Annotated in this window: 11 protein-coding genes; 3 read left to right on the top strand and 8 right to left on the bottom strand. The window is 72.4% G+C overall.

Annotated features, from left to right (window positions below; translation table 11 throughout):
- Positions 1–505: 505 nt before the first annotated feature.
- From ACIHAR_RS18920 to pgsA, 4 genes are all read right to left on the bottom strand, one after another.
- Positions 506–1048: a hypothetical protein gene (locus ACIHAR_RS18920; RefSeq protein ID WP_400020514.1), complete on the bottom strand. Its 543-nt coding sequence runs from the start codon at positions 1046–1048 to the stop codon at positions 506–508.
- Between the two features lie 685 nt (positions 1049–1733).
- On the bottom strand, positions 1734–2912 hold the full coding sequence (locus ACIHAR_RS18915) for a glycosyltransferase family 4 protein (protein ID WP_400020512.1): 1179 nt from the start codon (positions 2910–2912) through the stop codon (positions 1734–1736).
- A complete protein-coding gene (locus ACIHAR_RS18910; protein WP_365455491.1) occupies positions 2909–3826 on the bottom strand; it encodes a phosphatidylinositol mannoside acyltransferase in 918 nt (305 codons plus the stop codon). The genes ACIHAR_RS18915 and ACIHAR_RS18910 overlap by 4 nt, the downstream gene beginning before the upstream one ends.
- On the bottom strand, positions 3823–4554 hold the full coding sequence (gene pgsA / locus ACIHAR_RS18905; RefSeq protein ID WP_400020648.1) for a phosphatidylinositol phosphate synthase: 732 nt from the start codon (positions 4552–4554) through the stop codon (positions 3823–3825). Before pgsA ends, ACIHAR_RS18910 begins: the two co-directional genes overlap by 4 nt.
- A gap of 344 nt (positions 4555–4898) precedes the next feature.
- Between pgsA and ACIHAR_RS18900 the strand changes: the two genes are divergently transcribed.
- Complete coding sequence (locus ACIHAR_RS18900; RefSeq protein WP_365455494.1) at positions 4899–7094, top strand: elongation factor G-like protein EF-G2; 2196 nt, start codon at positions 4899–4901, stop codon at positions 7092–7094.
- A gap of 187 nt (positions 7095–7281) precedes the next feature.
- Positions 7282–8943 carry a hypothetical protein gene (locus ACIHAR_RS18895; RefSeq protein ID WP_400020509.1) on the top strand — a complete coding sequence of 554 codons (1662 nt, stop codon included), beginning with the start codon at positions 7282–7284 and terminating at the stop codon, positions 8941–8943.
- 171 nt (positions 8944–9114) lie between these two features.
- Here the strand turns inward: ACIHAR_RS18895 and ACIHAR_RS18890 are convergent, their stop codons facing one another.
- On the bottom strand, positions 9115–9675 hold the full coding sequence (locus tag ACIHAR_RS18890; protein ID WP_400020507.1) for an HIT family protein: 561 nt from the start codon (positions 9673–9675) through the stop codon (positions 9115–9117).
- A gap of 67 nt (positions 9676–9742) precedes the next feature.
- Between ACIHAR_RS18890 and ACIHAR_RS18885 the strand changes: the two genes are divergently transcribed.
- Entirely contained in the window at positions 9743–10399 is a 657-nt protein-coding gene (locus tag ACIHAR_RS18885) for a potassium channel family protein (protein WP_400020505.1), read from the top strand.
- Between the two features lie 40 nt (positions 10400–10439).
- Here ACIHAR_RS18885 and thrS read toward each other — a convergent pair whose 3' ends face one another.
- The 3 genes from thrS to ACIHAR_RS18870 all read right to left on the bottom strand — a co-directional run bounded on the left by thrS (position 10440) and on the right by ACIHAR_RS18870 (position 14428).
- Positions 10440–12416, bottom strand: a complete 1977-nt coding sequence (gene thrS / locus ACIHAR_RS18880) for a threonine--tRNA ligase (protein WP_400020503.1) — start codon at positions 12414–12416, stop codon at positions 10440–10442.
- A gap of 222 nt (positions 12417–12638) precedes the next feature.
- Positions 12639–13865 carry a hypothetical protein gene (locus tag ACIHAR_RS18875; protein ID WP_400020501.1) on the bottom strand — a complete coding sequence of 409 codons (1227 nt, stop codon included), beginning with the start codon at positions 13863–13865 and terminating at the stop codon, positions 12639–12641.
- The gene (locus ACIHAR_RS18870) at positions 13862–14428 is read right to left on the bottom strand and encodes a DUF4365 domain-containing protein (RefSeq protein WP_365455512.1); all 567 of its coding nucleotides are present in this window, start codon (positions 14426–14428) and stop codon (positions 13862–13864) included. Before ACIHAR_RS18870 ends, ACIHAR_RS18875 begins: the two co-directional genes overlap by 4 nt.
- Between the last annotated feature and the right edge of the window lie 145 nt (positions 14429–14573).

The raw sequence follows: 14573 nt of genomic DNA, 5'->3' as shown, positions 1-14573 counted from the left end.
GGTCGGCGTTTCTCCGGGTGCAGCGCCCAGGGGCCGCCGGGCGCCGGACCCGGCGTCGACGCCTCGTCCGCCTCGGAGGACCCTGACGACCCTGACGACCCTGACAACCCGGACTCGTCGAGGACCGGGGGCGTCGGGACCGAGTCGTCCCGGTGCGCGGAGCCGTAACCGTGGGACGCGACGGCACGGCGGAGCCGGTCGAGCAGCTCCGGAGGCCAATCCAGGCGCTGCGGCCCCTGGTCCCGCGGGCTGGGCTCCGGGCTCCGTGCTCGCCGGCGTGGCTTCCCTTCACCTCAGCGTCGGGGTTTCGTCTCACCTCAGCGTCGGGGTTTCGTCGAAGACGGGCAGCAGGCTCTGCTCATCCCGCGCGGACGGGACGGAGCCGTGGTCGGCGCCCTGCGCCTCATGGAGCACGCCGGTGGGCGAGACCACGACGACGAAGAACCAACTGTGTCGGTGCCCTCCCCGTCGGGGAGAGATCCGGCGCCTGCCGCCGGACGTCGGCTCAGGCCGCCCGGTCGGCCAGGGCGGCGGGCGGCTCGTCGTCCATCTCGAACGCCATCGGGAACGGGGCGTGTCCGGCCAGCCGGAACCAGCGGACCTTGCGGTGCTCGCGCAGCCGTCGGGCCGCGCCGACGGCGTCGTTATGAAATCGCCGGGCCATCGGGACACGGCGGACGGCCTCCGTGAGCTCGCGTGCGGCGGTCTCTCCCCCGGGCACCGCCCGTACGACCTCCACCTGCTGCGCGTCCGCGAAAACGGCGCGCAGGGCCTGGCTCAGCTCGCTCTCGGCGACCTCGCGCTGGTCCTCCTCGGCCTGCCGGGCGGCGTGCGCCGCTTCGTAGAGCACGATCGAGGCGGCCGGGTCGAGCACTCCGGAGGTGGCCAGTTCCTGCGCGACGGAGGCCCGGCGCAGCAGATGCGCGTCCAGGGCGGCGCGTGCGGCGTCGATGCGGGCGTGCAGCCGGTCCAGTCGCCCCGCCGTCCAGCTCAGGTACAGGCCGATCGCGACGAGGACGACTAGGGCCCAGATGAGGGTTGCGGTCACGGGCGAAGGCTATCGGGGCGGCGCAGGGCCCCCACGGTGGGCCAGTGGCGGCACCCGCCGGGCCGGTCCTGCGACACCCACCGCGGGTCCAGTCCCACGCCCCCCGCGGGCCGATCCCGGCCCGGCCCCCGACTCGCAGAACCGTGCGTTGGCCAGCCCCGCGGCACCCCCGGGCCCCGCGGCACCCCCGGGCCAGCCCTGCACAACGCCCTGCGAACCGGATCCGCGCCGGCCGCCGCATGGCAGAACCAGGCGTTGGCCACTCGCGGCACCCCCATGAGCCAGTCCCACGCCCCCCGCGGGCCGCCCCCGCGCCGGCCCCGCCTGGCACCGACCGCAGGCCGGCCCCGCAGCTTCCGCCGTGGTTCAGTCCTCTGCCACCCGCGTAGGCCGATCCCCCGCCGACCGGCGCCTCTCGGCACCCGTCGGGTGGCTCAGTCCCGGGCCGACCCAGCGGCTCACCATGGATCAGCCCGCGGCACCCTGATGGGCCAGTCCCACGCAACCCTCCGTGGGCCGACCCTTCGCACCCCGTCGGGCGCGGCCCCGCCTCGCACCGACCGCGGTCCAACCCCCGCAGCTCCCGCCGCAAATCAGTCCCGCAGCTCCAGCCGCAGGTCAGTCCCACGCCACCCGCGTACGCCGATCCCCCGCCGACCCCGCGTCTCAGCACCCGCCGTGTGGCTCAGTCCCGGGCCAGGCCCAGTTTGGAGCGCAACCCGCTCGCGCCGCCGCCTCCGGTTCGCTCGTCCGCCGCCACCGCGGCCGCGCCCGCCGTCACCGTCTCGTACACGGACAGGATGTCCGCGCCGACGGTCGACCAGTCGAAGCGCCGCACATGGGCGCTGCCCCGCTCCCGCAGTTCGGCTCTGCGCTCGGGGTCGCCCAGGAGCCGTACGGCCGCCTCGGCCAGCGCGTCCGCGTCCTCGTTGGCGAAGAGTTCGCCCGCCGCTCCCTGGTCCAGCACCTGGGCGAAGGCGTCCAGGTCGGAGGCGAGGACGGGGGCGCCGGCGGACATGGCCTCGACCAGGATGATGCCGAAGCTCTCGCCGCCGGTGTTGGGGGCGACGTACAGGTCGACGCTGCGCAGGAAGCGGGCCTTGTCCTCGTCGCTGACCATGCCGAGGAACTTCACGCGCGCCTGGAGTTCCTCGGGGAGGTTCGCCACCGCCTCCTCCTCGTCGCCGCGGCCCGCGACCAGCAGGCGGGCGTTCGGGCGCTCGGCGAAGATCCTCGGCAGGGCCTTCATGAGCACCGGCAGGCCCTTGCGGGGCTCGTCGATGCGGCCGACGAAGCCGATCGTGTCCCCCTGCCAGTCGGGATTGGGCTCGGCCTCGGCGAAGAAGTCCACGTCGACGCCGTTGGGGATGACCACCGCGTCCCCGCCGAGGTGTTCCACCAGCGTCCGCCGGGCGTACTCGCTCACCGCGATCCGGGCGCTGATCTTCTCCAGGGCGGCCTGAAGGATCGAGTACGCGGCGATCATCGCGCGCGAGCGCGGGTTGGACGTGTGGAAGGTCGCCACGATCGGGCCCTGCGCCGCCCAGCAGGCGAGCAGGCCCAGGGACGGCGAGGCCGGCTCGTGGATGTGGATCACGTCGAACTTGCCGTCGTGCAGCCACCGCCGCACGCGCGCGGCGCTCAGGAAGCCGAAATTCAGCCGGGCCACCGAGCCGTTGTACGGCACCGGGACCGCGCGGCCGGCCGAGACGACGTACGGCGGCAGCGGGGTGTCGTCGTCGGCGGGGGCGAGGACGGAGACCTCGTGGCCGAGGCCGATGAAGTACTCGGCGAGGTCGCGGATGTGGAACTGGACGCCGCCCGGCACGTCCCAGGAGTACGGGCAGACGATGCCGATCCTCACGCGGCTCCTCCGGAAGGACGCGCGGGATCGAGGTCGGCGAGCCAAAGCCGCTGCAGCATGTGCCAGTCCTCCGGGTGCTCGGCGATGCCCGAGGCGAAGGCGTGCGCCAGCGCCTGTGTCATGACAGACGTCTTCTCGGCCCGTGTACCTGACTCGGGTACCTCGATCGGGGGGTGGACGCGGCCCTTCATGACGGGGGAGTCGTCGTACCACAGGGTGGCGGGGAGCAGCAGCGCGCCGGTCTGCTGGGCGAGCAGGGCCGGTCCGGCGGGCATCCGGGCGGTGTCGCCGAAGAACTCGACCTCGACGCCGGAGGCGGACAGGTCGCGGTCGGCGACCAGGCAGACCAGGCCGCCGTCGCGCAGCCGCCGGGCGAGGGTGCCGAAGGCGGAGCCGCCGCTGTGCGGCAGGACCTCCATGCCGAGGCCCTCGCGGTAGGCGACGAAGCGGTCGTAGAGGCTCTCGGGCTTGAGTCGTTCGGCGACCGTGGTGAACGGCAGTCGCAGCTTCGTGGTGACCCAGGCGCCCGCCAGGTCCCAGTTGGCCAGGTGGGGCAGGGCGAGGACGACGCCCCGGCCGGCGGCGAGCCCGTCGGTCAGGTGGTGCAGGTCCTTGGCCTCGAAGCCGCTCCGCACGCGCTCGGGGCTCCAGGCCGGGAGGCGGAACGACTCCATCCAGTACCGCAGGTAGGAGCGCATGCCGGCGCGTGAGAGCTCGGCCAGGCGCTCGGGGCTCGCGTCGGGCACCACGCGCGCGTAGTTGCTCTCCAGGCGCAGCACGCCCTTGCCGCGCTGTTTCCAGGCGAGGTCGGCGATGGTGCGGCCGAGGCGCACGGCGACCGGCTCGGGGAGTTTCCTGACGGTGCTCCAGCCGAGTCCGTACAGCGCGTCGGTCACCTGGTCCCGGGCGTTCACTTGGCCGTCTCACGTCCCTCGGTGTCCGGTGTCGCCGCCGCGGCCTCCGCCTCGGCCGACTCGCGCCGGACGGTGACCACGCGCTGGATCAGCGTGACCAGGCTGCCGACGGCGACGATCCACAGGGCGATCGGCAGCAGGTACTGGATACCGGGTACCCCGAACGCGTGCAGGCCGGCGAGCCCGGCCGCGACCAGTGAGACCACCAGTCGCTCGGCCCGTTCGACGAGCCCGTTGACGGCGACCGGCAGCCCGATCGACTCGCCGCGGGCCTTGGTGTACGACACGACCTGGCCGCTGGCCAGGCAGAAGATCGAGACGGCGCACAGGATGTTGTCGTCGCCGCCGCCCGCGTACCAGAGCGCGAAGCCGCCGAAGACCGCGCCGTCGGCGACCCGGTCGAGCGTGGAGTCCAGGAAGGCGCCCCAGCGGCTGGAACGGCCGAGCTGGCGGGCCATGTTGCCGTCGACGAGGTCGGAGAAGACGAACAGCGTGATCACGACCGTGCCCCAGAAGAACTCGCCCCTGGGGTAGAAGACCAGCGCGCCCGCGACCACGCCGGCGGTGCCGATGAGCGTGACCGTGTCGGGGCTGACGCCCCGGCGGATGAGAAACGCGGCGAACGGTGTGAGGACACGCGTGAAAAATGCACGCGCGTACTTGTTCAGCATGGCCTTCCCGAGGGTCGGTGTGGCCGCGCGGCCCCTGCTGGCCACCGGCTGGCCCATCGTAGCCACGCGCGCGCGTGGGCGACCGGCGGGCACCCGGACCCTGTGTCCCGGCCGGAGGCCGTCCCGGTCACGACCCGGTCGGACCCCTCGCCGGCATCGGCGTCACGGCGCCGGCGCGACTGCGCCGGCCACGCCCCCCAATTTCCTGCCGCACCCCCGCCCACCAGCGCCCGAGCACCGTCGCCCGGCACCGCCCCATGGCCTCGTCGCGTCCTTCGTATGGACGCACCGTGACGGGAGTGGAAAGCTCGAAGGACCGCGGGCGTCGCCGGAGCCGCCACCGCACGCGGCGCCGCCGTGTCCGCGCCCCCAATGACCTCACCGTGCTCGGGAGGCAAGAAATGGGCGACAAGGCGAACACCCACCCCGGAGCCGCCGGCAGGGCTACGGCGGCCGACCACCCCGCGTCCGTACGGAATGTGGTGCTGGTCGGCCACAGCGGATCGGGCAAGACGACCCTGGTGGAGGCTCTCGCGCTGACGGCGGGAGCGGTGAACCGGGCGGGCCGCGTGGAGGACGGCGGCACCGTCTCCGACTACGACGAGATCGAGCACCGCCAGCAACGCTCGGTGCAGCTCTCCCTGGTGCCGGTCGAATGGGACGGCATCAAGATCAACCTCCTCGACACCCCCGGATACGCGGACTTCGTCGGGGAGCTCAGGGCCGGTCTGCGCGCGGCGGACGCGGCCCTCTTCGTCGTCTCGGCCTCGGACGGCGTGGACGGCTCGACCCGCATGGTGTGGGACGAGTGCGCCGCCGTCGGCATGCCCCGCGCGATCGTCGTCACGCACCTGGAGGCGGCGCGCGCGGACTTCGAGGAGATGACGCGGATCTGCGCGGAGGTCTTCGGCGGTGACGACCCGGACGCCGTGCTGCCGCTGTACCTGCCGCTGCACGGCCCGCAGGCGCCGGACGGGCACGCGCCCGTGACCGGCCTGATCGGCCTGCTGTCGCAGAAGCTGTTCGACTACTCCACCGGCGAGCGCAAGGAGTCCGAGCCGGGCGAGGACCAGCTCCCGCTGATCGAGGAGGCCCGCAACCGGCTGATCGAGGGGATCATCGCCGAGAGCGAGGACGAGACCCTCATGGACCGCTACCTCGGCGGCGAGCAGATCGACGTCAAGACGCTGATCGAGGACCTGGAGCGGGCCGTCGCGCGCGGCACGTTCTTCCCCGTGCTGGCGGCCGCCCCGGCCGCCGAGGGCGCCCGGCAGGGCATCGGCACGGTCGAGTTGCTGGAACTGGTCACCCGGGGCTTCCCGACGCCCCTGGAGCGCGCGGCGCCCGTCGTCACCACGATCGACGGCAGGCCGCGCGAGCTGAATCCGTGCGATCCGAACGGGCCGCTGGTCGCGGAGGTCGTGAAGACGTCCTCCGACCCGTACGTCGGCCGGGTCTCCCTGGTCCGTGTCTTCTCCGGCACCCTGCGCCCCGACCAGACCGTCCACGTCTCCGGGCACGGGCTCGCCGACCGCGGTCACGAGGACCACGACGTCGACGAACGCGTGGGCGCCCTGTCCGCGCCCTTCGGCAAACAGCAGCGCGCGCTGACGCACTGCATCGCGGGCGACCTGGCGTCCGTGGCGAAGCTGAGCCGCGCGGAGACCGGCGACACCCTCTCCGCCAAGGACGACCCACTGCTGATGGAGCCGTGGCAGATGCCGGACCCGCTGCTGCCGCTGGCCATCCAGGCGCACAGCAAGGCCGACGAGGACAAGCTCTCCCAGGGGCTCTCCCGGCTGGTCGCCGAGGACCCGACGATGCGGCTCGAACAGAACCAGCAGACCCACCAGGTGGTCCTGTGGTGCCTGGGCGAGGCCCACGCGGACGTCGCCCTTGAGCGTCTGCGCAACCGCTACGGCGTCCAGGTCGACGTCGTGCCGCACAAGGTCTCCCTGCGGGAGACGTTCGCGGAGAAGTCCACGGGGCGGGGGCGGCACGTCAAGCAGTCCGGCGGGCACGGGCAGTACGCCATCTGCGAGATCGAGGTGGAGCCGCTGGCCGGCGGTTCGGGCATCGAGTTCGTGGACAAGGTCGTCGGCGGCGCGGTGCCGCGCCAGTTCATCCCGTCCGTCGAGAAGGGCGTACGGGCGCAGGCGGCCAAGGGCGTCGCGGCCGGGCACCCGCTGGTCGACGTCCGCGTCACGCTCCTCGACGGCAAGGCGCACTCGGTGGACTCCTCCGACGCCGCGTTCCAGACGGCGGGCGCCCTGGCACTGCGGGAAGCCGCGGCCGACGCCCGCATCCATCTGCTGGAGCCGGTGGCCGAGGTGACCGTGCTGGTGGGCGACGAGTACGTGGGCGCCGTGATGAGCGATCTGTCCGGCCGGCGCGGCCGGGTGCTGGGCACCGAGCAGACGAGCGGCGGGCGCACCCTCGTGCGCGCCGAGGTGCCCGAGATCGAGATCGGCCGGTACGCGGTCGACCTGCGGTCCCTGTCGCACGGCACGGCCCGCTTCCACCGCGCCTACGCCCGGCACGAGCCGATGCCGGTCCAGGTGGCCGAGCGGATCCGTCAACAGGCGCAGGACGGGTAGGGGTTGGGACGGGGCCGCTCTCAAGTGGCCTGTGTGGAACAGGTTCCTCCGGTTCGGCGGGCGGCTTCGGCCGTCCGCCGACGCATGTCGGCGGCTGCGGATACGCTGATGACCTGATCAACAGGTGTGCGGAGCACGGAAGTCGGGAAGGCCGCAGGAGCGAGAGTGGCGGCGATCGGGGGCGGGAATGACCGTTGACGGCGGTTACGCGGACATCTTCGGACCACAGGTGCCGCAGACGGGCGACGGGGGGCAGACGGCGACCTTCGCGCTGGCCTCGGCCGCCTACCGGGACAACCCCGTCGAGGACATCAAGAAGGCCGACAACGAGTGGCACCAGTCGGCGGTCAACACCGGCCGCAGCTGGGCCAGGATCTTCCGGCCCAACCTCGGCGAGGCGTTCTCCCAGGCGGTGGTCGACCGCATGCTGGGCGTCGGCCGCAAGCCGCTCATCCAGTCGTTCGGCACCGAGCCGCAGGTGGTCGTCGAACACTGTCTGGCCGCCAACCGCATTCGTCGCGAGCGCGACAAGAAGCTGGCCGGCGTCATGCTCCTGTGCGGTCTGCTCTTCCTCCCCGGACTGCTGGTCTGGCTGCTGGTCTTCCAGCTGCGGGCCACCATGGGGAAGCTGGCCGACAGGCGGGTCTCCGGGCTCGCCACCGGTCTGCTCGTCGCCGTCGGCGCCCTCGCCGTGATCTTCCTGCTCCGCATGCCGTTCACGGGCTTCTGGGGCTGGTACGCGCGCGGTGCGGTGGTCGCCCCCGTGGTCGGCTGGTTCCTCGCCAAGCGCATCTGCGAGAGCACGGCGAAGGACCTGCGTGAGCGCTGGGACAGTCTGCTCTCCGGCAGCAGCGTCGGCGCCAAGGTCCCCGAGGCGGTGCCGACCAGCCCCAACCAGACGGCGGCCGAGCAGCTGCGCCAGTCCCTGGCCCGGCTGAGCGCCGAGCAGCAGTCCAACTCCGTCTTCTACGCCGGCCCCAAGGGCATTCTGGGCATGGGCACGCGCTGGGGAGCCTGGCACCTCGCGGAGGAACTGACCCCGGTCGATCCCAACAAGGGCGTGCACGAGTTCCGCAGCTGGACGGTGATACGGGCCATCCACGACCAGCTGACCGTGCTGAACCGGCAGAGCCTGAAGACGGGCGGCTTCCCGCCCCCGTCGGTACGGCACTGGATCGTCACGCCCGTCGGCGAGAACGCCACGGCGGTGGCCAGGCCGGAGGGCACCGACGTGGAGGCGTACCAGGTCAAGCCGAAGGCGATCGAGCAGATCTGCGACCAGCAGCAGTTCGGCGGCGGCGACCGGCACTACCTCGGGGTCCAGTGGCCGCTCTGGGAGGGCCAGCTGATCATCACCATGCTGATCACCGTGACGGTGCTCCACGAGACGCTGCGCATCGAGGTCACCGGACACGCGCTCGGTCCTGTGAACGCGCTGTTCACCACCAAGCCCGAGGCGCCGACCAAGGAGGTCGCCAAGACCGTCCGCTTCTGGGAGACCCGCAAGATCAGCCTGCCGCTGGTCACGGCCGACGAGGTGGTCCGGCTGTCCGCGCGCGCCACGCTGAGCTGGTACCCGCCGCTGCTGAACTGGCTCGGCGGTTCCATCGGCCTGCCCGAGCCGTTCGGTCTGCGGCACGCCTGGGCCGACCAGCCCTGGCGGCACCGCTTCATGGCCGACGACGCGCTGCGCGCGGCCGCCCCGGTGCTGCGGGTGGTGCACACGGCCGCGCTGCGGGTGCTCAAGGAGCACGACGTGGACATCGAGAAGTTCAGCTCGCGGTCGTCGGTGCTGAGCGGGGCGGTCCAGGACCTGTCGCCCCGCAAGGCCGACACCTATGACGCGTAGGCGGCGCCTCGTCGGCCGCGGGCGGCCGCACCGCCCGGGCGACGGGGCTGCCCGCGCTCGAGCGAGGCCGGGAGGGGGGAGAGCGGGCACGGGCGGCACCCGTCGGCGCCGGGTCCGGGTCCCGCCCGCCCACCGCGACGGACGCGGCCTCGGCGTCCGACGTGCACGGGGCTAGGCCGCCGGCCAGGCCTCCGCGAGCATCTTCCGGGTGTCCGCCAGCAACTGCGGCAGCACACGCGTGTGCCCCACGACGGGCATGAAGTTCGTGTCCCCGCCCCACCGCGGCACGATGTGCTGGTGCAGGTGCGCGGCGATACCGGCGCCCGCCACGGAGCCCTGGTTCATGCCGATGTTGAAGCCCTGCGCGCCGGACGCCGTGCGCAGGGCGGTCATCGCCTGCTTGGTCAGCTCCGCGAGCTCCGCCGTCTCCGGCGCGGTCAGGTCGGTGTAGTCGGCCACGTGACGGTAGGGGACGGTCATGAGGTGGCCGCCGTTGTACGGGTAGAGGTTCAGCACCGCGTAGACGTGCTCACCGCGCCGGACGACCAGACCGTCCTCGTCGGACTTCGCCGGGATCGAGCAGAAGGGGCAGCCGTCGCCGGCCCCCGGGCCGGTCGGCTTGTTCTCGCCCTGGATGTAGGCCATCCGGTGGGGGGTCCACAGGCGCTGGAACGCGTCCTGCGTCCCCACTCCGATCTGCTGCTCCGGCTCACTCGTCATGCAAGGCAGCATATGGCTTCGCCCGATCGCGGCGTGTCGCCGGGGCGGCGGGAGGGCGGTCACCGGCCAAGCTGGGCCGGTGGACGACGACAGCCCCGCGGCTCGCTGGGAACAGCGCACCGAGATCCCGCTCTTCATGGCGTCGCTCGTCTTCATGGCCGCCTATGCCATCCGCGTCCTGGCCGTGAGCCTGCCGTCCGTCTGGCGGGACCTGTGCGGGGTCGCGCTGCTCGCCCTCTGGGTGCTGTTCGCCGTGGACTACGCCGTGCGCTGGCGCCTCAGCGGGCAGGGCCTGCGCTTCGTCCCCACGCATGTGCTGCACACGGTCGTGGTCGTCCTGCCGCTGCTGCGCCCGCTGCGGATCGTCCCGCTCTACGACGTCGTCCAGCGCCGGCACGGACAGCCCCGGCTCTCCCTGCACGCGCGCGTGATCGCCTACGCCGGCCTGTCCACCGTGCTGCTCGGCTTCGCCGGTGCGCTCGCCGTCTACCAGCAGGAGCGCGGGGCGCCCGGAGCGAGCATGCGGTCGTTCGGGGACGCCGTGTGGTGGGCCGCCTCGACCCTCAGCACGGTCGGCTACGGCGACATCGCACCGGTGACCCCCTTCGGCCGGGTGATCGCGACGGGGATGATGGCCGGCGGACTGGCTCTCCTCGGCGCGGTCACGGGGTCGTTCTCGTCCTGGCTGATGCAGACCTTCTCCCGTGAGGGAGACGAGAGGCCCCCGGGAAGCTGACCTCCCGGGGGCCCTGTGTGCCGGTGGGCGCGGCGCGGGATCAGACCTGCGTGCGCTCCTCGACGACCTTCGCGATCTTGGCGATGGCGTCGTCGAACGGGATGCCGTTCTCCTGCGAGCCGTCGCGGTAGCGGAAGGACACCGACCCGTGGGACATGTCCTCGTCGCCCGCGATGACCATGAAGGGCACCTTCTGCTTCTGGGCGTTGCGGATCTTCTTCTGCATGCGGTCGGAGGAGGAGTCGACCTCGACCCGCAGGCCCTGCTTCTTCGCGGCCGCGGCGAACTTCTCCAGGTAGTCCACGTGCGCGTCGCCGATCGGGATGCCGATCGCCTGCACCGGCGCCAGCCACGCCGGGAACGCGCCCGCGTAGTGCTCCAGGAGTACCGCGAAGAACCGCTCGATGGACCCGAAGAGAGCCCGGTGGATCATGACCGGCCGCTGCTTGGAGCCGTCGGCGGCGGTGTACTCCAGGTCGAAGCGCTCCGGCAGGTTGAAGTCGAGCTGGATCGTCGACATCTGCCAGGTGCGGCCGATGGCGTCCTTGGCCTGCACGGAGATCTTCGGGCCGTAGAAGGCGGCGCCGCCCGGGTCCGGAACCAGGGGCAGGCCCTGCTTCTCGGCGACCTGGCGCAGCGTCTCGGTGGCCTCCTCCCAGGCCTCGTCGGAGCCGACGAACTTCTCCGGGTCCTTGGTGGACAGCTCGAGGTAGAAGTCGGTCAGGCCGTAGTCGCGCAGCAGGTTCAGCACGAAGGTGAGCGTCTTGTCGAGCTCCTCCGACATCTGCTCGCGGGTGCAGTAGATGTGCGCGTCGTCCTGGGTGAAGCCGCGGGCGCGGGTCAGGCCGTGCACGACGCCGGACTTCTCGTACCGGTACACGGTCCCGAACTCGAACAGGCGCAGCGGCAGTTCACGGTACGAGCGGCCGCGCGCGTCGAAGATCAGGTTGTGCATCGGGCAGTTCATGGGCTTGAGGTAGTAGTCCACGCCCTCGTCGAGCTGCATGGGCGGGTACATGCCGTCGGCGTACCAGTCCAGGTGGCCCGAGGTCTCGAAGAGCTTCCCCTTCGTCGCGTGCGGGGTGTAGACGAACTCGTAGCCCTCCTCCTCGTGGCGGCGCCGCGAGTAGTCCTCCATGACCCGGCGGACGATGCCGCCCCTGGGGTGGAAGACCGCGAGGCCGGAGCCGATCTGTTCCGGCACGGAGAACAGGTCGAGCTCGCTGCCCAGCTTTCGGTGGTCGCGCTTCTCGGCCTCGGCGAGGAAGTCGAGGTACGCCTTCAGCTCGTCCTTGGACGGCCAGGCGGTGCCGTAGATGCGCTGGAGCATCGGGTTCTTCTCGCTGCCGCGCCAGTAGGCGGCCGCGTTGCGCATCAGCTTGAACGCCGGGATGAGGCGGGTGGAGGGCAGGTGGGGACCGCGGCAGAGGTCCTTCCAGCACAGCTCGCCGGTCTTGGCGTCCAGGTTGTCGTAGATCGTCAGCTCACCGGCGCCGACCTCGACGTCCGCGCCGTCCTCGCTGGAGGCGGAGCCCTTGAGACCGATCAGCTCGAGCTTGTACGGCTCGTTCGCCAGTTCCTCGCGGGCGGCCTCGTCGGTGACCACACGGCGGGAGAACTTCTGCCCGCGCTTCTGGATCTCCTGCATCTTCTTCTCGATGGCCTTGAGGTCATCGGGGTGGAAGGGCTTCTCGACGTCGAAGTCGTAGTAGAAGCCGTCCTTGACGGGCGGGCCGATGCCCAGCTTGGCCTCGGGGAAGAGCTCCTGCACGGCCTGCGCCATGACGTGCGCGGTGGAGTGGCGAAGGATGTTGAGGCCGTCCTCGGAGGAGATCTCGACGCCCTCGACGGTCTCGCCGTCCCGGAGCTCGTAGGTGAGGTCCTTGAGCTCGCCGCCCACGCGCGCGGCGATGATCGAGCGCTCGCCGGCGAAGAGGTCGGCGGCCGTGGTGCCCGTCGTCACCGTGCGCTCTTCCCGCTCGGAATCGCGTTGGATGATCACACGGACGTCTGACACCGGTCTCTCCTGACTGCAGGTGGGGTGCGGCGCCATACCGGGAGCGCGCGCATTACGGGATCGTACCGACCTCGGCCGCCCGACCGCGAAACGGATGACATCCGCCCAGGCCCCGCACCGGCCGAACCCGTCCCCCACACCGGGCCGAACCCGTTTCCCACACCGGGCCGAACCCTTCCCCATACCGGGCTCGGCCCGGCGCTCCCGCGCCTCAGCCGCCCCTCAGTCCCCGCCGCAGGCCTCCTCGAAGCAGTCCAGATTCTCCTGCAGGGACTTCATCAGCCGGTCCCTCTCGGCCTCGTCCACCTGCACGGGTACGACCCCGGAGGCGCCGGTGATCCTGCGGAACCCGCCCCTGCTCTCCAGCCTCCCCCGCACCCGCACCGGCAGTCCGACCAGATGGGCCTGGCCGGCGATGCGGTAGTCCTCCTCGTCGAGGCTGAGCCGGACGTAGGGGATCTCCGCCCCGGCGAGCACGCGCAGCCGTACGCTGCCCTCACCCCGCGGCCCCGACCTGCGCATCCGGACCACGGCGCCGGTGATCCGCACGGACACCGAGGGTTCCTCGCGCAGGTAGCGGGCGCCGGCCTCGCGCAGCACGGGCAGGTCGCCGGGTGAGAACTCCACGGGCTCGGCGGTGGCGGCGCAGTCCTCGGGGACCCCCGCCGCCGGCGCCCACTCGACGGCGACACGGGCGCCCTCGGTACCCCGGACGAGGGCGATCAGCGCCTCGGTCAGCTCGCGGCTGGCACCGGCCTCGACGGCGCCGTCGAAGGCGTCCATGGCGCCGGTGGCCCGCTGGTAGTCGATGGCCTCGCGGACGGCGTACAGCGCCTGGTGCAGGCGTACGGCGAGTGGGCGGGCGACGGCGACGGGGGTGAACGCGGTCAGGTGGCGACCGCCGGCCGCGGATCCGACGAGGACGGTCTCCAGCATCGCGGCGGCCGAACGCCGGTGCCGGGCGCCGTGGTAGCCGGCACGCGCGCGGGTGGCGAGGGCGCCGGCGAGGAGCATCAGCCGGGCGGCGCTCCGCAGCTGTTCCTCCACGGCCCAGGAGGCGGCCCCGGCACCGGCGGCGGGCCCGGCCGGGGTGTCCCGCCACCAGCGGATCTCGTCGCTGGGGACGGCGAGCCCGACCAGCACCTCGCGCGCGGCGGGCGTCTGGCTGCGGGCCAGCGCCTGGAGCGCCTCGCCGAGCAGGTCCTCGCTGTCGGGGAACGCACGGCTCTCGGGCACCAGCAGGCTGGTGCCGCTGGCGCCCGGTCCGGGCGGGGTCCAGCGGCCGTAGCGTCCCGGGGCGCCGCCGCGCCGCTGCCAGCCGTGCCGGCGGAGCAGGGCGCCGAGGACGGCCGGGTCCACCTCCCCCGGCTCGGGGGGACGGCTCCAGACGGCTTCGACGGGATGCGGTCGCACCGGCCGCAGGGGTTCGTCGAGCGGGCGGTGGGTCATGGTCTGCCTCCCGTCCCGACCCGCGTCATGATCTCGCACAGGGCCCGGTCGTCGAAGACGCGCGAGGTCGGTATCCGCACGGTGGTCCGCGTCCGGCCGGTGATCGGGTGGCCGGCCAGGTTGACCCAGTAGCAGCAGTGCCTGAGGTCGAGCCGGTCGTGGCCGGCCCGCAGCCACTGGTCCCGGGACCGGGGGACGATCATCACGACGAGGATCTTGTGCACCGACACCGGGGTGCGGGCGAGCTTCCTCAGGTGGTCGTTGTCGAGCGTGAAGGAGAAGAACCGGCCGGGCGGGGCGGGCGGGATCTGGTACGTGGCCTTCAGCTGCACCTTGATGGTCACCTCGTCGTCGACGGTGTGCCCCGGCGCGCTGTGGCTGACGTGCCAGTCGATGCCGTTGTCCGGGAAGGGCTGGGACAGCGAGCAGCCCGCGGCCGCCGCGACCGCGTGGAGGTAGCCCACCTGCAGTGTCTCCATGCAGGCGGTGGTGGCCAGTGTGCCGCGATGGGGGCCCGCGTGCTCGGGCAGCAGCCCGCCCCGCTCGGGCTGCGCAATCGCCATGACCAACAGCCTTCCAGGCAAAGTGGATCCCCGCACCGGGGGCCGGGTGATTCCCAGGTCGAGCCCCTGAACTGCAAAGACCCGTACTCCTGTTGTGTCCTTCCGGCGTACGGCGCAAACAGCCCGGGTATCACCAAACGGGCAG

This window comes from Streptomyces sp. NPDC052016, from assembly GCF_044548445.1.
Lineage (GTDB): Bacteria > Actinomycetota > Actinomycetes > Streptomycetales > Streptomycetaceae > Streptomyces.
This window is presented reverse-complemented; position numbering and strand designations above follow the sequence as displayed.

Coding starts and splice junctions, on each gene's coding strand:
- pgsA (WP_400020648.1), bottom strand. CDS start 4,554: ATGGGCCAGCCGGTGGCCAGCAGGGGCCGCGCGGCCACACCGACCCTC.
- ACIHAR_RS18900 (WP_365455494.1), top strand. CDS start 4,899: ATGGGCGACAAGGCGAACACCCACCCCGGAGCCGCCGGCAGGGCTACG.
- ACIHAR_RS18895 (WP_400020509.1), top strand. CDS start 7,282: ATGACCGTTGACGGCGGTTACGCGGACATCTTCGGACCACAGGTGCCG.
- ACIHAR_RS18890 (WP_400020507.1), bottom strand. CDS start 9,675: ATGCTGCCTTGCATGACGAGTGAGCCGGAGCAGCAGATCGGAGTGGGG.
- ACIHAR_RS18875 (WP_400020501.1), bottom strand. CDS start 13,865: ATGACCCACCGCCCGCTCGACGAACCCCTGCGGCCGGTGCGACCGCAT.
- ACIHAR_RS18870 (WP_365455512.1), bottom strand. CDS start 14,428: ATGGCGATTGCGCAGCCCGAGCGGGGCGGGCTGCTGCCCGAGCACGCG.